Source organism: Pseudomonas sp. KH_046_1, from assembly GCF_057839025.1.
In genome coordinates this window covers 3,681,784-3,699,023 of sequence record NZ_CM174481.1, presented here as the reverse complement: position 1 = coordinate 3,699,023, position 17,240 = coordinate 3,681,784, and the positions used below count along the sequence as shown (strand labels likewise).

19 protein-coding genes are annotated in these 17,240 nt (G+C 60.7%); 2 read left to right on the top strand and 17 right to left on the bottom strand.

Annotation, left to right across the window (positions count from 1 at the left end; translation table 11 throughout):
• Positions 1-99: 99 nt before the first annotated feature.
• Positions 100-525, bottom strand: a complete 426-nt coding sequence (locus AC3IT9_RS17060) for a potassium channel family protein (protein ID WP_150758754.1) — start codon at positions 523-525, stop codon at positions 100-102.
• Between the two features lie 517 nt (positions 526-1,042).
• Between AC3IT9_RS17060 and AC3IT9_RS17055 the strand changes: the two genes are divergently transcribed.
• Together AC3IT9_RS17055 and AC3IT9_RS17050 are read left to right on the top strand one after the other, a co-directional pair.
• A complete protein-coding gene (locus AC3IT9_RS17055) occupies positions 1,043-2,017 on the top strand; it encodes a quinone oxidoreductase family protein (protein WP_150725535.1) in 975 nt (324 codons plus the stop codon).
• Positions 2,014-2,940, top strand: a complete 927-nt coding sequence (locus AC3IT9_RS17050; RefSeq protein WP_489270451.1) for a LysR family transcriptional regulator — start codon at positions 2,014-2,016, stop codon at positions 2,938-2,940. Before AC3IT9_RS17055 ends, AC3IT9_RS17050 begins: the two co-directional genes overlap by 4 nt.
• A gap of 80 nt (positions 2,941-3,020) precedes the next feature.
• On the opposite strand, the gene AC3IT9_RS17045 is transcribed toward AC3IT9_RS17050, so the two are convergent.
• From AC3IT9_RS17045 to AC3IT9_RS16970, 16 genes are all read right to left on the bottom strand, one after another.
• Positions 3,021-4,250 carry a hypothetical protein gene (locus tag AC3IT9_RS17045; RefSeq protein WP_150756357.1) on the bottom strand — a complete coding sequence of 410 codons (1,230 nt, stop codon included), beginning with the start codon at positions 4,248-4,250 and terminating at the stop codon, positions 3,021-3,023.
• A gap of 383 nt (positions 4,251-4,633) precedes the next feature.
• The gene (locus tag AC3IT9_RS17040) at positions 4,634-5,593 is read right to left on the bottom strand and encodes a PDR/VanB family oxidoreductase (protein WP_150725538.1); all 960 of its coding nucleotides are present in this window, start codon (positions 5,591-5,593) and stop codon (positions 4,634-4,636) included.
• 3 nt (positions 5,594-5,596) lie between these two features.
• Positions 5,597-6,034 carry a RidA family protein gene (locus tag AC3IT9_RS17035; RefSeq protein WP_150758757.1) on the bottom strand — a complete coding sequence of 146 codons (438 nt, stop codon included), beginning with the start codon at positions 6,032-6,034 and terminating at the stop codon, positions 5,597-5,599.
• On the bottom strand, positions 6,031-7,065 hold the full coding sequence (locus tag AC3IT9_RS17030) for a Rieske 2Fe-2S domain-containing protein (protein ID WP_489270450.1): 1,035 nt from the start codon (positions 7,063-7,065) through the stop codon (positions 6,031-6,033). Before AC3IT9_RS17030 ends, AC3IT9_RS17035 begins: the two co-directional genes overlap by 4 nt.
• A gap of 21 nt (positions 7,066-7,086) precedes the next feature.
• The gene (locus AC3IT9_RS17025; protein ID WP_150725541.1) at positions 7,087-7,314 is read right to left on the bottom strand and encodes a recombinase-like helix-turn-helix domain-containing protein; all 228 of its coding nucleotides are present in this window, start codon (positions 7,312-7,314) and stop codon (positions 7,087-7,089) included.
• Between the two features lies 1 nt (position 7,315).
• Positions 7,316-7,633 (bottom strand): hypothetical protein, encoded by a 318-nt coding sequence (locus AC3IT9_RS17020; RefSeq protein WP_150725542.1) that lies wholly within the window; start codon positions 7,631-7,633, stop codon positions 7,316-7,318.
• A gap of 13 nt (positions 7,634-7,646) precedes the next feature.
• On the bottom strand, positions 7,647-8,612 hold the full coding sequence (locus AC3IT9_RS17015; RefSeq protein WP_489270449.1) for a VOC family protein: 966 nt from the start codon (positions 8,610-8,612) through the stop codon (positions 7,647-7,649).
• Positions 8,609-10,105, bottom strand: a complete 1,497-nt coding sequence (locus tag AC3IT9_RS17010) for an aldehyde dehydrogenase (protein ID WP_151214328.1) — start codon at positions 10,103-10,105, stop codon at positions 8,609-8,611. The genes AC3IT9_RS17015 and AC3IT9_RS17010 overlap by 4 nt, the downstream gene beginning before the upstream one ends.
• 9 nt (positions 10,106-10,114) lie before the next feature.
• Positions 10,115-10,918, bottom strand: a complete 804-nt coding sequence (locus AC3IT9_RS17005; RefSeq protein WP_150725545.1) for an aspartate dehydrogenase — start codon at positions 10,916-10,918, stop codon at positions 10,115-10,117.
• 10 nt (positions 10,919-10,928) lie between these two features.
• Positions 10,929-12,611, bottom strand: coding sequence for a thiamine pyrophosphate-binding protein (locus AC3IT9_RS17000; RefSeq protein WP_489270448.1), 1,683 nt, complete (start codon positions 12,609-12,611; stop codon positions 10,929-10,931).
• Entirely contained in the window at positions 12,604-13,401 is a 798-nt protein-coding gene (locus AC3IT9_RS16995) for an SDR family oxidoreductase (protein WP_458371204.1), read from the bottom strand. Before AC3IT9_RS16995 ends, AC3IT9_RS17000 begins: the two co-directional genes overlap by 8 nt.
• Before the next feature lies 1 nt (position 13,402).
• Positions 13,403-14,239 (bottom strand): IclR family transcriptional regulator, encoded by an 837-nt coding sequence (locus AC3IT9_RS16990; protein WP_150725548.1) that lies wholly within the window; start codon positions 14,237-14,239, stop codon positions 13,403-13,405.
• On the bottom strand, positions 14,236-15,120 hold the full coding sequence (locus tag AC3IT9_RS16985) for an alpha/beta fold hydrolase (protein ID WP_150725549.1): 885 nt from the start codon (positions 15,118-15,120) through the stop codon (positions 14,236-14,238). The genes AC3IT9_RS16990 and AC3IT9_RS16985 overlap by 4 nt, the downstream gene beginning before the upstream one ends.
• A 4-nt stretch (positions 15,121-15,124) precedes the next feature.
• On the bottom strand, positions 15,125-15,676 hold the full coding sequence (locus AC3IT9_RS16980; RefSeq protein ID WP_150756349.1) for a cupin domain-containing protein: 552 nt from the start codon (positions 15,674-15,676) through the stop codon (positions 15,125-15,127).
• A 14-nt stretch (positions 15,677-15,690) separates the two neighbouring features.
• A complete protein-coding gene (locus AC3IT9_RS16975; RefSeq protein WP_150725551.1) occupies positions 15,691-16,458 on the bottom strand; it encodes an SDR family oxidoreductase in 768 nt (255 codons plus the stop codon).
• Positions 16,455-17,231, bottom strand: a complete 777-nt coding sequence (locus tag AC3IT9_RS16970) for an ABC transporter permease (protein ID WP_150725552.1) — start codon at positions 17,229-17,231, stop codon at positions 16,455-16,457. Before AC3IT9_RS16970 ends, AC3IT9_RS16975 begins: the two co-directional genes overlap by 4 nt.
• Positions 17,232-17,240: the final 9 nt, after the last annotated feature.

Genomic DNA, 17,240 nt, shown 5'->3' with positions numbered 1-17,240 from the left:
GTGCCATGCTGCGTTCTGGCGGTCTAGATCGAATCTGTACCGGGCTTGATGGCACACCGTCAGTTCGACAGTTGAGGCTGATACGAGTGAGAAAAGGGATTAGTTGCGCTTCCAGTACTTCTGCATTTCCAGAAACAGGAAGGATGCGGTCCATGTGATGAGCACCAGCCCGGTAAGGGCTTGTAGACCGGTCAAGTATTTGAGGTTGCCCACAGGCGAAATATCGCCGAAGCCGATCGTCGTGTACGTCGTAAAGGAAAAGTAAACGCAGTCCATCAGCGTACCGTCGAAGTTGCCCGTCAGACTGCCCCATCTGTCGGAGTGCACCATCAGGTAATAGACCAGCGCAAAGCACCAGACCTCTATCGCGTGGGCCAGGAGGGCGCCGAATACTCCAACTACGATTCTGAAACGGCTCCACAGCTTGAGCCGGGGTAGCCAATCATTCAGGCGTAACAGACATTCATAGTGGATCACTACGGTGATGATGACCACCAGTGCATTGATCAGCGTGACTGCCAGCATGGCAAATCTCCAGCGAAAAGGGAGGCGGTGAATCAGAGTACTTCTACGCCTGGGAGCCGGAAAATCGTTGAGCTGAATCAACAAGGGGTTTAGTAATCGAAAACCAGTCGTGCGTTAACGATAGCTGCTGATTAGTTGATAAAAGTCAGGACCCCCACGGCATAACGCCAAGTAATCGAACTACAGCTCTCCAGTGCAGCAGGCCCGGTTTCAACGATGCGGTGGCAGGCAGGTGACCACCGAAGTGGACTGGCGACTGCTACGCGAGTGTCCGACCCACCTGCACCTGGTTACCAGAATCCACTACCCATAGCGGACTCTCGGAGACAACCGTTGGCTTTCTCCATAATCACATGAACCCAGCATGCTCCACGTAGCAATGCGTGCTATCAGCAATTATATTGCTGCATTCAGTGCATTAATGTCCTGCAATCAACCAGTCTTGTTCATCAGCAGATCAGTTCTCACACTGGGGCCACTCATTTGATAACGGCTTGTGACTGAAGGAGAAATGACCATGGTATCTGCGATCCGGTTCAACCAGCTCGGCAGCCCTGAAGTACTGAACCTGGAGACAATGAGCGAACAAGCGCCAGGCCAAGGCGAGGTCTGGCTTGAGCAAGAGGCGGTAGGTGTCAACTTTCTCGACGTTAACCAGCGCAAGGGAGCGGTGCCCGTTGCGTTGCCATCCGGACTTGGGCTGGAAGGCGCCGGGCGTGTCGCAGCTGTGGGGGCGGGTGTCAGCAACGTGCGAGTAGGGGATCGCGTGGCCTATGCCACCGGCCCTATCGGTTCCTATGCTTCGGCCCGGCTTTATCCGGCAGAGCGGGTGGTCAAAATTCCGGATTCGCTGTCATTTGACGATGCCGCAGCCGTCATGTTCAAGGGCATCACTGCACAGTACCTTTTGAAAGCCACCTATCCGGTAGGGCCCGGCACAACCATTCTCCTTTACGGTGTGGCTGGAGGGTTGGGGGAAATCATGGTGCCGTGGGCCAAGCATTTGGGTGCCACGGTGATCGGCGTGGTTTCAAAGCAGGCCAGTGTCGAGAAAGCTCTGGCGTCGGGATGCGATGAAGTCCTGGTGTTCGATGCTGACAGCCTGGCTTCCCAAGTCGCTCGAATCACCGAGGGTAAAATGGTCGACGTCGTCTATGACCCGATAGGGCGTGTTTCTTTCCAGGCATCCCTGGATAGCTTGCGACCACGAGGTCTGATGGTATCGTTTGGCGCTTCATCAGGTGCGCCGTCAGCCGTGGAGCTGTCGACACTCAATGCCAAAGGCTCGCTGTTCCTCACACGTCCTTCGTTGGCAGCCCATACGGCGAGTGCCTCCGAGTACCAGGAACGAGCGCAGGATGTGTTGGCCGCCATAGGTGCGGGAATTATCAAACCTCGGGTTCGGGCAAGCTACTCTCTGGCTGACGCAGCATTGGCGCATGCGGATCTGGAGTCGGGGCGTTCATCGGGGGCGATCATTCTAAAACCATGAATCTTGATGTTCTGAACAATCAGTACAGTGACGAAATCGCTGCGTTTCTGGCCGTTGCCTCGCAAGGCTCATTTGTCGGGGCTGGCCGGCTATTGCAGCGACACCCTACAGTCGTCTCGAAACGACTCGCCGCAATGGAAAAGCGCCTTGGCGTTCGGCTCGTGGAGCGCTCAACCCGGCAGGTTCGAATTACTGAAACAGGTGCCAGGCTGGAGCAGCGCCTTCGCTCGGCCATCGAATTGATAAATGAAGCGCAGCAGCAAGCGTCCGAGGGCGCCAGCGAAATCCGCGGTACTTTGCGCCTTGCATTGCCGGCAGCCATGGGCAGGCGTTGGCTTGGCCCGATGCTGCCGGAGTTTCTCAAGGCTCATCCGCATGTCTCGATCCTCGCAGACTACAGCGAGCGTCTGGTCGACATCATCGATGAAGGTTTTGACGCGGCGATCCGAATCGGAGAACTGGAAGACAACCGGTTGATCGCCAAAAAACTGAGTGACCATCGCCGGATACTGTGTGCCTCACCTGCATACATCAGACAGCACGGCATGCCCGAAACACCACAGGACCTGATCCGGCACAATTGCCTTCGCTTCAGTGGCCTTGCGTCTTTTCCCCAGTGGAGACTCCATTGCGGAAATGAGCTGCAGACGGTTTCTCCCAAAGGAAACCTGACGGCCAATGACAGCGAATCATTACTGGCAGCGGCCCGCGCCGATGCCGGAATACTGGGGGCAGGTGACTGGTTGATGAGTCGTGATATTGCTGCCGGGAGGCTGTTGCATGTCCTTCCTGACTGGCAATTGGACACCGCCGGTGGGGTCTACCTGGTCAGGCCATCGGCCAAATTTCCGGGTGCCGTGGTCGTCGCGTTCAAACAATGGATCGAGTCAAAGTTTATCCCCGCGCCCCCATGGGCCATTTGACCGGCAGACCTTCGGTGGGCCGATGGCTGCCGGTCGGGAAGGGCAGCAATCGACTCCCTTCAGTGGCAAATACCCGTGAATCAAAAGTAGTACCCGATATTGATGTTTGTTCGGTAGTACCACTGATTACTGCCTGTTGAACTGGTATTGGTAAACCCGGTGCCATTTTCTGCACCGCCATAGGGGTTGGCGTTTTTCGCCCAGGTCAGGTCGACCCACGCCATGATCGGCATCGCGAGGAACTGTGCACCGACAGTGTACATCTGCGAGTCGTCCCAACCGCTCTTGTCTTTCATCATGCGGCTGTAGTCGTTGTACAGTTTGATTTTCTTCAACTGCCCCAGTTTCGGCGTGGGGATGTCGTAGCTGACGTTCAGCGAAGCAATGGTGGCTTTGGCGGCAATCAGGTAAGCGGGCGTCAGCCCGTTGCCGCCCATGAGTATTGAATCGTCGCTGACGCCGGTCGGGTTTTTCGGGTCGTATTCGTAGCGAATGCCTTGGGTGCTGACGGTCCACTGACCGGCGTTGATGATGGCGTGGATGCCGCCGGCCCAATAGTCGCCGTCATCCTTGGTGGTGGCGTTATAGAGCTGGGCAGTGGCCAGCGATGCGCCGACTTCGGTTTTCCAGCCATCGTTGACAAAGGTCCGCGCGACGCGTGCGTTGAGCTGGTTGTGCTTCTCGTTATCCTGGCGCGACTGGATAAAGGGAATCGCATTGTCCTTGAGATCGGCGTAACGGCCGACCTCCGGCGAGTAGCGGATGTCGGAAGGCAACATGCGCGGGAAGTACCCCAGCTGCAGGTCCCAGTCCTTGTCCTTGTAGCTGTACTTCAAACCGGTGCCGGCGCTGACGCCGTAACCCATGAAGAAGGGCAGGTGATAGCTCCAGCCGAATTGCGGGTAGGGTTCCAGCCCGAACGGTTTGAACGGCGCCCCCACTTGCAGATTGGAATTGCTGTTCAGGCGATAGCCAACGAAGCCGCGATCGATGGAACGTTTACCGTCGTCCTGGAACCAGTAGCCGACATCACTGTAGAGGTTCTTGTAAGTCGCTTGCACATCGATACGGAAGGTGTCGAACAGAAACCGGCCATTGTTTTCGGTGGTATCCCAATGCTCATCGCGATAGTTGGTGCGCAAGGCGCCGCCGATGTCCAGGCTGCTTTGGCCGTCCTCGCTACGCCAGGCGATATGCGGAAACGGCTTTTTCGCGGTGGCCGATGACTCTGGCGCAGCAGGACCGGGTTCGCCTGCGAAGCTGAGGCAGCTGCTCATCAACAGTCCCAGACCTATAACGTAATTCTTCATGCTGACTTCCCCTGCAATGTTGAGCGCTACAAAGTGACCGGCAACACTTCTCCGCTTGCCTTTAAAGTGGCAATGGCTGGAAACGTTCGAATGTTGCTATGTGGCGTGGGTTTTTATTTTTACTGTTTCATAGGTAATACGGCGTATGACATATGAATCTGATAGATATAGAGCAGAAACTATGCCAACTGCTGGCTGCACTTTCAGTCAGGAATAAACCTAGTAAAAACAATTGTTTATATAGGAAACGCATTTCCTTGTATTGCCCGTGAAACGTGAGGTCGCGGGGGTAACCAAAGTGCACGTTAACTGTGCGATGTAACTTCATGCGCATAAAAAAGGCCGACATAAAGTCGGCCTGTTTAACGGGTGAAATAGAGGTGTTACAGGTCGAGCACCAGTCGCCGGCTCTTGCAGCCGGATACACACACCATCATTGATTTATTCGCGGCACGCTCGGCTTTGGTCAGCACGCCGTCACGGTGGTCGACATCACCCTCCAGCACCCGCGTTTCGCAGGAACCACAAACGCCTTCGCGACAGCTGTACTCGATGTCACAACCGGCCTCTAGCAACACATCGAGCAAACTCAGGCCCGGTTCGATCGACAGTGTCTTGCCGGACTTTTTCAGCTCGACGCTGTAACTGCTCTGCGCGTCTTCGGACGGCGGCAGTTCAGCCGCGGCGAAACGCTCGATATGCGCATGGGGATAACCCAGGCCTTCGCAGGTGCTTTCAAAGGCATCGAGCATCGGTGTCGGACCGCAGCAATAAAAATGCGTGTCGTCGGGCTGGCCTGCCAGGTAGGCGCTCAGGTCCGGCGGCATGCCTTTTTCGTCATTGAAGTGGTAAACCACCTTGGCGCTCAGGCCGCTGAGTTCTTCCACCAGTGCCGCTTCCTGCCGCGAACGGGCGCAGTAGATCAGTTCGGCGGATTTTCCCAGTGCCAGCAATTGGCGGAACATGCAGTAGATCGGCGTGATACCGATACCGCCGGCTACCAGCACGCTGTGCCTGGCGCTCAGGTCGAGCTGGAAGTTATTGCGCGGTGCCGAAATCGGCAGTTGCATGCCGACCCGCAGTTGCCCATGCACATATTCCGAACCACCACGGCTGTTGCGATCACGCAGGATGCCGACCACATAGCGGCCTCGATCGCTCGGCGAGTTGAGTAGCGAGTAGCTGCGCACCAGCCCGTTGGGCAGATGCAGATCAATGTGCGAACCGGCTTCGAACGGGGCGAATACCGTGTCGCCGTAGGGCCGCAACTCGACACTGATGATGCCTTCGGCTTCGTAGCGCAGGGTATGCACAAGCGCGGTGAGGGGGGAGGAAATGGACATCGGTCACCTCTTTTCGACAGTTCGCAAATCGAGATCGAGACGCGCGCCGGCCTCGATCTCCACCCGCAGTTCGGGAAACACCAGCGCGCTCACTTCGACCAGCGTGGAGGTCGGGAACAGCGCCTGACCGGCGAAGAAGTCGCGACGCGCGCGACCCACTTCGTCCTTGTCGGCGATGGCGGTGACATACACCGTGAGCCGGTAGATATTGCCAACATGCCCACCGGCCGCTTCGACCAGCGCCCGAACCTTGCCCAGCACCACCAGGGTCTGGGCATAGGTATCGAGCGGCGCGCCGGATTCAGCGGCAAGGCGAGTGGCGGGATGACCGGTCATGCCGGACATCACCACCTCGTGGCCGATCAGCAAGGCATTCGACCAGGTGCTGCTGGCCGACTCGTTCAGCGAGTCGGCCTGAACACGTTGCACCGCTGCGTTCATGACAATTGCTTCGCGTCGATCAGCTCGAGTTGGGCCTTGGCCGCGTTTTTCAGGTAGCGACGCAGGCGCACCACACCGAGGTCATGCTGGTAGAGGTTTTCCCGCTGGTTGGCGTCTGGTTCCATGAATTCGAGCAACGTCCGATCCTGTTCCAGCACCGCCCAGTGGCGTGCTTCCAGACGATTCTTGTAGAGGAAACGCCAAGTGTCGCGTTGCCAGCCGGTCAGCGGGCGGCAACGCCAGTGGAACACCGCCGACAAGGACGGGCTGCTCGGCGTGTAGCTGCCGATGATGGTGAAGTTGCCGCCCGGGCCACCGGTTTTCGGATACGGGATTTCCAGGCGTAGCCAGTGGCAGCTGTCGTCCATGAATTCGGTCCAGTCGAAGTTCACCCCGCGCTGGCCTTCCTTCTCGAAGAAGAAACCTTTGTCGGTGTCGCGGGTGACGAACTTGGCGGTGGCTTCGCCTTCGCTCATGGAGTGCGACATCTTGTGCAGGTAGGTGCCGTGCATCGGGTCCATGACGTTGTCGATGACGTAGCGGTAGTCGCCTTTCCACTCGGCGTAGCAGACGAAGCTGCTCCACTCCGGGGAAGTCAGCTGCTCGGGCAGCACCAGTTCCGGTGGATTTTCGACATGAGGTTCGGCGGCGTTGTAGAGAAAGATCGCGCCGGCGGCTTCACGGGTGTGGAACATCCGGGTCGGGCGACTGCCTTCGAGTTTGCAACCGGGGCTGCCGGGAACCTTGGTGACGGTACCGTCGCAGCGCACTTCGACGCCGTGATAAGGGCATTGCAGACGATCACCCAATACCGGGCCCTGGGACAACGGTGCGCCGCGATGAGGGCAATGGTCTTCGAGGGCATGCACACTGCCGTCATTGTCACGCCACAAGGCAATCTTGTAGCCCAGTCGACGGATCGACACCGGCTTCTCGCCCAGTTGGTCGCTCGGCAGGACCGGGAACCAGAGGTTCTTCAAGCCATTTGCCAGGAGGTTTTCTACAGGATCAACGGTTGTGTTCATGTTCATTTCTTATTTACCTCCGGCGGGTCATTCGCCCAGCCGAGCCATCAGGGTTTTATAGGCGTCCGGTGTCCACTCGCCGGTGGTCAGGGGGCAGGGCGGACCCGCCAGGTTCAGGTGCGCGAGCAGGTCGGGCAACTCGGTCACCCCGTTGCCGAAGGCGCGTTCGATGGAGTCGCCCAGCAACTCTTCGAACTGGGTGTTGGGGCGCTTGCGGGCCTGATTGGGCTGCAGGTAGGGTTCGGTATTGCTCATTTCATTGACCTCCGTTGCGTACCCGTTCGCGGATCGTTTCGCGCACGGGGATAAAGTCATACGTCGGGAAAACTTCGGTGCTGAACACGCCCCAGGCCGAGCGTTCGAGCTCGACGTTGAGGGTCGGCAGCAGGCTCGGCGGCAAACGCAGGGTGACGATCTGGCCCAGGCCCATGGCCACGGTCCAGGACATCACCTCGACGCCTTGCGGGGGAAAGCGCTCCCACCAGTCCTGCTGTTTCATGTGCCGCTGAATGTCTTCCAGGTTTTTCGATTGGTCGTGCTTGAGCAGCACGGTCACCAGCAATGATTCGCTCATGCTCGTGGCCTGCTCAGGGTTTCGGTTTGTCAGTCAGGAACTTGCCTTGCGGCGCCTCGACGTTTTGCTGGCGCCGGGTATTGCCATCGATGCCGCCGGCAATCGCCCATTCGGCGAAGACTGTCGGGCCGGGTTCGAAGTCGCGTGGTTCCCATTCGCCGGTCAGTTGGTCTTCGTCGGCGTAGTACTCGACCAGCGCGCCGGCCGGGTTCTTGAAGTACCAGAAGAAGGCCGAAGACACCGGGTGCCGCCCCGGGCCGATTTCAGTGGCCCAGCCGCTGCGGGAAATGTGCATGCCGCCGCCGAACACTTCGTGCACATCGCGCACGGTGAAGGCGACGTGGTTCAGGCCGGCGCGAGGGGCGGGCAGTTGCAGCATGAACAGATCGTGGTGACCGCCTTCTTCAGCGGTGCGCAGGAACGCGCCGCGATCCGGATAGCGGTCTGAGGCCTGGAAGCCGAAGCGCTCGTGATAGAAGGCTTCGCAGGCGTTGACGTCCTTGACGAAAAACACCACATGCCCGACCTCGATGGGTGTTGCGCGTTCGTAGACCGGCGCAGCCTTGTTGATCCGGCCCTTGGTTTGCCAGGTGTTATGGCCGCTGCACTCAATGTTCAGTTCACGCTTGCGGGTCACCTGCAGACGGATCGCCAGGCCATTGGGGTCGGTGCAACCAATACGGCCGTTCGCTTCGAGGAAGCCCGGATCGTTGGCGATTCGTTCGCTGTAAAGCTTCAGGTCGGCGTCGCTTTCGACGCCCCAGACCACTTCGCGCACGGTTGAACCGGGCTCGATGGCCGGCGGCAGGCCAGCCTTATTGATGTCGGCGAGCACCACGCGGCAGCCGTTGAGGGTTTCAAAGATCACCTCGTCAGGTTGTTCGCTGACTTTGCTCAGGCCCCAGTCACTGAAAAACCGTGCGCTGGTGTCCAGGTCCTCGACACCGTAGGTGACTTCATCAATGCCTAAAACGCTCATAACCCTACCTCTCGTTGCACACCGGCCCAGGCCAGTGGCTGTTCATTCATGCCCCAATAAAGGCTTTTCTGTTCCATGTACTGCAGGATGCCCAGGCGCCCTTTTTCACGGCCCAGGCCACTGTCGCGCCAGCCACCGAACGGGGTGGAAATCGAGAACTGCTTGTAGGTGTTGATCCACACCGTACCGGCCTGGATTTTTCGACCCAGGGCCCAGGCGCGCTTGTAGTCGCCGGTCCAGATGCCGGCGGCGAGGGCGTACAGGCTGTCGTTGGCCTGCTCCAGCAATTGCGCTTCGTCGTCGAATGGCATGGCCACCAGCACCGGGCCGAAGATTTCTTCCTGGCACACCTGCTGGCTGTTGTTCAAACCTTCGAGGATGGTCGGCGGGTAGTAATAACCCTGGTCGTAAACGCCGCCGCTCGGGCGCTTGCCACCGAGCAGCAGACGTCCGCCTTCGGCCAGCCCCAGCGCCACATAGCGTTCCACCGACTCGCGGTGACCGGCGCTGATCAGCGGGCCCATTTGCGTACGCTCATCCGCCGGATCACCGACACGCAACTCGGCTGCCGCTGCCACCAGGCGCGCCATGAACGGCTCATACAGTGCGCGGGCGACGAACAACCGCGAACCGGCGATGCAGGCTTCGCCCGAAGAGCTGAAGATGCCGTACAACACACCGGCCACCGCATGGTCGAGGTCGGCGTCATCGAGGATGATGGTCGGCGATTTGCCGCCCAGTTCCAGTGACACCGGCATCATCTTGTCGGCGGCGATGTGGGCAATGTGCTTGCCGGTTTTGGTACCGCCGGTGAACGACACGCGCTTGACCAGCGGGTGACGGGTCAGCGCATCGCCGAGCAGCGAGCCCTTGCCCGGCAGCACGCTGAGCAGGCCTTTTGGCAACCCGGCGTCTTCGCAGATGCGCGCCAGTTGCAAGGCCATCAGCGGAGTGATTTCCGCAGGTTTGATGACCACCGCATTGCCGGCAGCCAGGGCCGGGGCGACTTTCTGCGCTTCGCTGGCAATCGGTGAGTTCCACGGTGTAATCGCGGCGATCACACCCATCGGCTCGTAAACGCTCATGCTGACGAAATCACCACGGGACGGCGTGATGGTTTCTTCGAGGGTTTCACAGGCCGCGGCGAAGAACTGGAAGGTGCCGGCCGCGCTGGCCACCAGGGCGCGGGTTTCGTTGATCGGCTTGCCATTGTCCTGGCGCTGCAATTGCGCCAGTTCTTCGCTGCGCTCACGGATCAGCTCGGCAATGCGGTACAGCACGCAGGCGCGTTCATGAGGTTTGCGCTGCGCCCAGCCGCTGTGCAGAAACGCCTGGTGGGCGCCTTGCACGGCCTCTTCAACGTCTTCGACACTGGCGGCGTTGAGCCAGGCAACGGCTTCGCCGGTGGCGGGGTAGCACGTGGCGTAGCGTTCACCACGCCCCAGCCGCCATTGGCCAGCAATGCAGATCGGTAAAGTCTGTTCGAGAGTCATCGCAGTCCCCTAAATCGAAATCGCGTGGGCGTGGTTGCCCAAGGCGCGGACGACGCTGTAAACGGTCAACGCCGAGGTCTTCGGGTTGGCCAGCAGCGGTTTACCACGCAGGCTCAGTTCGAACCCGCCAAAGGCGCCGCGGGCTTCGAAGTGGTGGACGTTCTCCTCGCTCAGTGGGTCGGCGATCAGGGTCACATGGGTGCGATCCAGGCCGAGACCGGCCAGCGACAAGGTCGCGGCGACGTTGGCGTTTTTCGGGTAGAGGTGCGCCGCTTCGCGGGCGCTGCCCTGAAAAATCACCGTGGCTTCGGTAAGGTTGTCCAAGTCAAAGGCCTGTTCAGCCGGGGTGTTTTTCCAGGCGCGCGCCGGTTTGCGTCCGGTGTAGTTCACCGCGTCCAGGCCCCCGACCTTGGCCGCCGACAAGGCGTCGATACCGCCGATGGCGCCGGGCAGCAATTCGATGCGGGTCTGACCGCGTTCGGCTGCCGCTTCCAGACGCTCTACCAGGCCGACTTCGGACAGCGCGCCGACCGAGACGATCAGGCAGGCAATGCCACGCTCCAACGCCGGCAACACATGTTCTTCGATGGCTTTGTGACCGGCGCACTCGACCAACAGGTCGGGGCGCGCGTCGGCCGGTAGCGCCGTCAGCACTTGCGGTGGTTGCTTGAAACTGGTCAGCCTTTGACGTACAAGCTCTTCGGAACCGGCCGAGGCGATGACGTAGTCGACGCACAACTGCGGGTCTTTCTCCAGCAGTTCCAGCACGCCGACGCCAATGGCGCCGCAGCCGATCATGGTGATATGCAACATGGCGAAGTCCTCAGGCCGTGGCTTTTTGCGCTTTGGTTTCGCTGTTGGGCGGACCGGCGAACTGGGTGGCGAAGCTGCCGACACTGAGCATGTCGACTTCCAGCAGGAACGGTCCCGGCTGCGCGAGTGCACCGTCGACGACCTTGCCGAAATCCTTCAGGTCGGTGACCAGGCCATGGCGCAGGTTCAGCGACTCGGCCAGCTTGGAATAGTCCGGTGTGTGCAGGTCGACGTAGCAATGGCGACTGCCGTACACCGCGTCCTGAATGTTGCGGATGACGCCGTAGCGCTGATCGTTCATCAGCAGAATCACCACGTTGGCGTTCTCTTGCACCAGCGTTGCCAGCTCGCCGAGGTTGAGAATGAAACCGCCGTCGCCGGCCAGGGCGAAGACCTTGCGCTCAGGTGCCGTTTCCGCTGCCGCAACCGCCGCGCCAATACCCATCGACAATCCCTGGCCAATGCCGCCGCCCAATGCATGCACACCGGCACGCGGGTGGAACAGCGTCAGCAGGCGGTTGCCCCAGATGCTGTTGGAAAGCGTGACGTCGCGCACCCACGAGAAGTTGCGCCCGGTGAGCGCTTGCAGCTGTTCGACCATGGCCGAGTACGGGCCGAGGTCGGCGATCAGTTGCGTGCGGGACTTTTCACGCACGTGCTTGAGCTCGGCGAGGAACGTCGGGTCGATTTGCAGGCGACCTTCCAGGCGATCCGCCAGGCCTTCCAGCGCCAGTGCCGAATCACCGCAGATGAACAATTCGCTGTTGTAGCTGCGACCTTCGATGGCCGGGTTGGCGTCGATGCGCAGGGTGTTGCGTGGCAACTTCAGCGCGTATTTGAACGTCTCGTTGCTGCGCAGTCGGGAGCCTGCGATCAGCAGGGCGTCGCAACTCTGCAGGAATTGCTCGACCAGTTTGTTTTGCGAGAACGCACCGAGGCAGCGCTCGTCGTCTTCGTTGACCACACCGCGACCTTGTGTCGAGGTGATCACGCCGACGCCCATGTCCAGCAGGCGCTTGACTTGCGGGCCGGCATGCCGCGCGCCGCCGCCGAGCCACAACAGGGGACGGGTGGCCGCGGCCAGGCGCTCGGCCACCAGGTCCAGCGCTTCAGGTGCGGGCACGGCAACGGGAACCGGCAGCGGCGACAGGTCGCTCGGCATCGGGATGAATGTCGACTGGATGTCGATCGGGATTTCAACGCTGACTGGCCCGGTGGGGGCGGTCAACGCGGTCTGCACGGCCAGCTTCATGGTGCTGAGTGCGGTTTCGACGCTGCGCACGCGGAACGCCGCCTTCGACACAGCCTTGAGCATGGTCAGCTGGTCGCGGGCTTCGTGGATGTAAGCGAATTCCTGATCCAGATACGGCGTTTCGATTTGCCCGGTGATGTGCAGCAGCGGTGTGCCGGCGGTCAGCGCTTCGACCATCGCCCCGGCGGCGTTACCGGCCGCGGTGCCGGTGGACGTCAGGCAAACACCCAGGCCACCGGTGGTACGGGCGTAGGCGTCGGCCATGTTAGTGGCGCCGGCTTCACCGCGGGCCATGACGAAACGGATGTTGCCGCGCACGGCGAACGCATCGAGGATCGGCATGTTGTGGATCGAGATCACACCGAACGCGGCCTTGACGTCGCATTGCTCGAGAAACGCGGTGATGGCAGCGCCAACGGTGACAGTATTTTCATTACGCATGGCGGGACAGGCCTCCAGAAACATCGATATGGCTGCCTGTGGTGTAAGCCGACAGAGGCGAGGCCAGAAACAGGATTGCGCGGGCCGCTTCAATCGGCAGGCCCAGGCGTCCCAAGGGAATGTGTTTGCGTTGTGCCAGCTGAGCGGTCCATTGGGCCCAGTCCAGATCCCGCTCTTCGCGGGCTTCGAAACGTCGGCGCCATTGCCCGGACTCGACCAGGCCAATGAGGATGCCGTTGACCCGAATGCCTTCGACGGCAAATTCGGTGGCCATCGAGCGCACCAGGTTCATCACCCCTGCGCGCGCGGCCGAGGTGGCGACCATGTGCGGTTCCGGCTGGCTGGCCAGCAGCGAATTGACACAGACGATGGCCGCGTTCGCTTCACCTTGCAGCTGTGCCTTGAAGGCGCGGACCGGGTTGATGACCGAGAAAAATTTCAGGTTCAGTTCTTCGGTCCAGGCGCTGTCCGTGGTCTCGGCGAAGGTCGACACGCGACCTTGTCCGGCGTTGTTGATCAGCACGCTGGCCGGCCCCAATGCAGCAAGGCTGGCGGCGGCAAAGGCGTTGACCGAGTCGGCGTCAAGGACGTTGCAGACCTGGGCCAGCAATCGCGCCTCGGGAAAGCGCTGACGTAATTTGTCTTCGGCGCCGCGCAGGCGATCTTCGTCGCGCCCGCAGAAGGCCACGGCTGCACCGGCTTCGAGCAACAGCTCGACACAGGCCAGGCCAATTCCCGAAGAACCACCGGTGACAATCGCGGTGCTGTCTTGCAGTTGATAGAGACTCATCTCAATCCCTCATCAGAGCCGTTACGCGGTTGTGGCCGTCGTGGCCAGTCGCAGTGTTGTAATCGAGCAACCGCGACAGTTCGTCAGCGCTGCGACGTACTTGCAGGAGCAATTCGTTGAAGTTGACGTGAACGATCTGAGTGGTCGGAATCGTCACGCCCAGCGCCGCGACGATCTGCCCGGATTGATCGCGCACCGGGGCGGCGACGGTCGAGATCGCCGACTCGAAGAAGCCTTCACCGCTGATAAATCCGCGCTGACGGTCGGCTTGAACCATGTCAAACAACTCCATCACGGTTTTCGGCGTGCAGGGCGAGAACTGTTCCAGATGATCTTCCGGGTACAGCTCGCGCAATTCGGCCAGCGACAGGTCTTCGAGCAGGATGCGGCCAAGAACGGTGGCGTGGGCGGGCAGGCGGGTGCCGACATTCACCGCGGTGGAGAACACCGACGGCGGCGAGACCTTGGCCACGTAGACGATCGAGCGGCCGTCGCGCACCACCAGATTGCTCGGGTAGTTGAGGCGGTCGCACAAGCGGGCCAGCAGCGGCTGACCGAGCTCGGTCAGTTCCAGTGAGGCGAGGTACTCGAAGCCCAGGCGCAGCACCGACATGCCGAGGCGGTATTCATTGCCGCTGCGGGTCACGAAGCCCATGGTTTCCAGCGTCGTCAGCAGACGAAAGATTGTCGAGCGCGGCAGCGACAGGCGTCGGGCCAGTTCCGGCGCGGTCAGCGTGCGATTGCGCCGGCTGAATTCGCACAGCAGCAGCAGGCCGCGTTCCAGACCTGGCACGATGTATTTGTCCTGAGCGTCCTTCAGCAGATCTGAATCGTTCATAGCGATGCACCTGTCAGGGATTCTTCGATAGCGAAGGCCAGGCGGCCTGCCACTACACAAGGTTGTTCGATGGGGCTGGCGTGCCCGGCATCTTTGATAAGGTCGAAAGTACCGCCCAGGGCCTTGGCCAGGGTCTGGCAGCTTTCGGGAGCCGTGATGCCGTCGGCTTCGCCGCAATGCACTTCGCAAGGCATTGAAAGCGGTGCATGGCGCAGCAGATCCTCGCCGCACAGCAGTTCTATGGCCTGGCGATAACCCTCTGGCTTGAGCCGCGCCATGTTCCACTGCACCCAGGCCTGTGCCTGAGGGCTGGCAGCGGGGGAGAGCATGTAGGCACTGCGCTGCTCGGCCATGTGTTGAATGCCCAACTGTTCCAGGGCGCGCAGGCGTTTATTGCGCACTTCCTGGCGCTGCAAGGCGCGTGATGGATGGCCATAGCCCTGCGCCGGGCTGATCAACACCAGGCGGCTGATGCGCTGTTGGTGCACGCCACTGGCGAAAGCGATGGCGGTAATTGCCCCGAGTGAATGCCCCACCAGCACGCAGCGCTGGATGCCTAGCGCGTCGAGCATCTGCAGCAGCCGTTCGGCATAATCCGAAGCATCGGGGGCCAAGGCTCTGAGCGGCGTGGAGTCGCCGTATCCGGGCGCGTCCCAGGCAATCACCCGGGCGCTGCGGCCAAGCTCCTGCGCCACCTCTAACCACGACGCCGAGCCCGAGCCAATCCCGTGCAACAACACAATGGCAGGACCGCTTCCGCATTCGCGAAAGGCCTGGCGTGCGCCCGCGATCTCCAGCGTGCGCTGGGGAAAGTCCCGGGCCAATTGAGCCTGGAGACCGGCGGTGAGCCGCGGGGCGAGATTATCGATGGCGTGTGACATGGGCTTATCCGCGCTTGATCGAGGCCAGGGGGTGTTCTGGCGGGTAGGTCGGGGTCAGCGGTTTTTTCGCACCGAGCATCACGCACATCAGCGCGTCTTCATCGCCGATGTTGATCTCTTCGCGGTACACGCCGGGCGGCACGGAAATGACGTCGCGGTCGGTGAGGATGGTTTCGAAACGCTCGCCGTCCTTTTCGATGATCACCTTGAGTTTGCCGCGCAGCACGAAGAACACTTCTTCAACGTCGGTGTGCAGGTGCGGCGGGCCTTCGTGACCGGCCGGAATCACCATGGTCGAGAACGTGAAGTTCTCCGACGGGATAGTGTTCATGTCCGAGGTCACGCCGGTGCCACCGGTGCCGATGTAGCGCATTTGCGCGCGGCGGAATTTCGGGTCGTAGTCGGCCTGGAATTTCAAGGCGCTCCAGTCGTACTTGCGGGTTTCGTAGCGCGCGATACGGGTTTTCATCCAGCTTTCGAGATCGCTGCCGGCGGGCTGTTCCCAGCTTTTCGGGGTGTCGTGCTGTGTATTCAAGTTTGCAGAAAGGTCGGTCATGACAGTCTCCATTATCAAGGCATGACGAACCCGCCGTTGACCGGCAAGGTTTGTCCAGTGATGAAGCGGGCGAGGTCGGACAGCGCGAACAACACGGCGCCGCTGACGTCTTCGGGAAGTTGTGGGCGTTGAATGGCCCGTTGGTCGTTGTACAAACGGTGGCGGGCTTCAGGCACATAAGCCGTGGCTTCGACCAGCACCAGGCCGGGCGCGATGGCGTTGACCGTGATGTTGTCGGTCCCCAGTTCGCGGGCCAGGCTGCGGGTCATGGCGATGATTGCGCCCTTGCTCGCGACATACGCCAGCAGGTTCGGCGCACCCCACAGCGGGGTGTCGGAGGCCAGGTTGACAATGGCGCCATGACCGCTGGCGCGCAGGGCAGGCAGACAGGCCTTGGTCATCAACCAGGTGCCGCGCACATTGACTTGCATGACCTGATCCCAGGTGTCCAGGCTCAGCTCTTCGCAAGTCTTGCCGCCGGAATTGGTGATCGAAGCGTTGTTCACCAGACCGTCGAGCCCACCGAGCAAACGGGTGGTTTCGGCGATGCAGGCGTCGATCGAATCCGGTTGCGCCAGGTCGACCGTCACGCCGTGCACGGTCAGGCCTTCAGCGACCAGTTCGGCGGCCGATTGCTGCACACGTTCGGCGAGAATGTCGGCGATGACCACGTGGGCACCGGCCCGGCCGATGGCCTGGGCAAAGGCGTAACCCAACCCGCGGGCGCCACCGGTGACCAGCACGCGACGGCCTTCGAGCAAGCGATTGAAGGTCGTCATCATTGGGTGCTCAGCATGGCTTTGGGCATGTAGTGCAGGACACGTTTTTCGGTCCAGACCACTGCGCCGTAAGCGAGTACACCGATCAGCGTGAGCATGACAATGGCCACGAACACGCCTGCGGTATTGCCCTGACCTTCGGCATCGACCAGCAGGAAGCCCAGGCCCTGATTGCCGCCCACCAGTTCACCGACGGTGACACCGATGACGGCCAGGGTCGAAGCAATGCGCAGGCCGGAGAACAGCGCGGCCATGGCCGAGGGAAACTCCACCAGGCGAAAGATCTGCCAGCGACTGGCGTTCATGGTCCGCACGAGGTTGATCATGTCCGGGTCCACGGTGCGGATTGCCGACAGTACGTTGATCATCACCGGGAAGAACACGATCAGGATGGCGATCAGGATCTTCGGGTAAATGGTGTAGCCCAGCCACATGACGAACAGCGGGGCGAAGGCGACTTTCGGGGCGATCTGCAGGGCGAGGATGTACGGCGACAACATGGCCTCAGCGGCGGGCGAAAGGCCCAGCGACACACCGATCACCACGCCGAGCAGGGCACCCAGGCCAAAGCCGACAATGATTTCGAAGGCGGTGATCAGGGTGTGTTGCAACAGGCCGCCGGTGTGCCACATCACCAGGCTTTCCTGGGCCACGCGGCTCAGCTGCGGCATCACGAATTCGGGCATGCCGAGCAATCCCGGGCCCCATTGCCAGAGCACCAGGAACAGGATCAGCAGGGCAACGCTGCCGAGCATGGAGTTATTAAGGTTTTTCATCGTGTCGGT

Bases quoted from the DNA above. Each gene is read 5' to 3' on its own strand.
- AC3IT9_RS17060 (WP_150758754.1), bottom strand. From the start codon at position 525: ATGCTGGCAGTCACGCTGATCAATGCACTGGTGGTCATCATCACCGTA.
- AC3IT9_RS17055 (WP_150725535.1), top strand. From the start codon at position 1,043: ATGGTATCTGCGATCCGGTTCAACCAGCTCGGCAGCCCTGAAGTACTG.
- AC3IT9_RS17050 (WP_489270451.1), top strand. From the start codon at position 2,014: ATGAATCTTGATGTTCTGAACAATCAGTACAGTGACGAAATCGCTGCG.
- AC3IT9_RS17045 (WP_150756357.1), bottom strand. From the start codon at position 4,250: ATGAAGAATTACGTTATAGGTCTGGGACTGTTGATGAGCAGCTGCCTC.
- AC3IT9_RS17040 (WP_150725538.1), bottom strand. From the start codon at position 5,593: ATGTCCATTTCCTCCCCCCTCACCGCGCTTGTGCATACCCTGCGCTAC.
- AC3IT9_RS17035 (WP_150758757.1), bottom strand. From the start codon at position 6,034: ATGAACGCAGCGGTGCAACGTGTTCAGGCCGACTCGCTGAACGAGTCG.
- AC3IT9_RS17030 (WP_489270450.1), bottom strand. From the start codon at position 7,065: ATGAACATGAACACAACCGTTGATCCTGTAGAAAACCTCCTGGCAAAT.
- AC3IT9_RS17025 (WP_150725541.1), bottom strand. From the start codon at position 7,314: ATGAGCAATACCGAACCCTACCTGCAGCCCAATCAGGCCCGCAAGCGC.
- AC3IT9_RS17020 (WP_150725542.1), bottom strand. From the start codon at position 7,633: ATGAGCGAATCATTGCTGGTGACCGTGCTGCTCAAGCACGACCAATCG.
- AC3IT9_RS17015 (WP_489270449.1), bottom strand. From the start codon at position 8,612: ATGAGCGTTTTAGGCATTGATGAAGTCACCTACGGTGTCGAGGACCTG.
- AC3IT9_RS17010 (WP_151214328.1), bottom strand. From the start codon at position 10,105: ATGACTCTCGAACAGACTTTACCGATCTGCATTGCTGGCCAATGGCGG.
- AC3IT9_RS17005 (WP_150725545.1), bottom strand. From the start codon at position 10,918: ATGTTGCATATCACCATGATCGGCTGCGGCGCCATTGGCGTCGGCGTG.
- AC3IT9_RS17000 (WP_489270448.1), bottom strand. From the start codon at position 12,611: ATGCGTAATGAAAATACTGTCACCGTTGGCGCTGCCATCACCGCGTTT.
- AC3IT9_RS16995 (WP_458371204.1), bottom strand. From the start codon at position 13,401: ATGAGTCTCTATCAACTGCAAGACAGCACCGCGATTGTCACCGGTGGT.
- AC3IT9_RS16990 (WP_150725548.1), bottom strand. From the start codon at position 14,239: ATGAACGATTCAGATCTGCTGAAGGACGCTCAGGACAAATACATCGTG.
- AC3IT9_RS16985 (WP_150725549.1), bottom strand. From the start codon at position 15,120: ATGTCACACGCCATCGATAATCTCGCCCCGCGGCTCACCGCCGGTCTC.
- AC3IT9_RS16980 (WP_150756349.1), bottom strand. From the start codon at position 15,676: ATGACCGACCTTTCTGCAAACTTGAATACACAGCACGACACCCCGAAA.
- AC3IT9_RS16975 (WP_150725551.1), bottom strand. From the start codon at position 16,458: ATGATGACGACCTTCAATCGCTTGCTCGAAGGCCGTCGCGTGCTGGTC.
- AC3IT9_RS16970 (WP_150725552.1), bottom strand. From the start codon at position 17,231: ATGAAAAACCTTAATAACTCCATGCTCGGCAGCGTTGCCCTGCTGATC.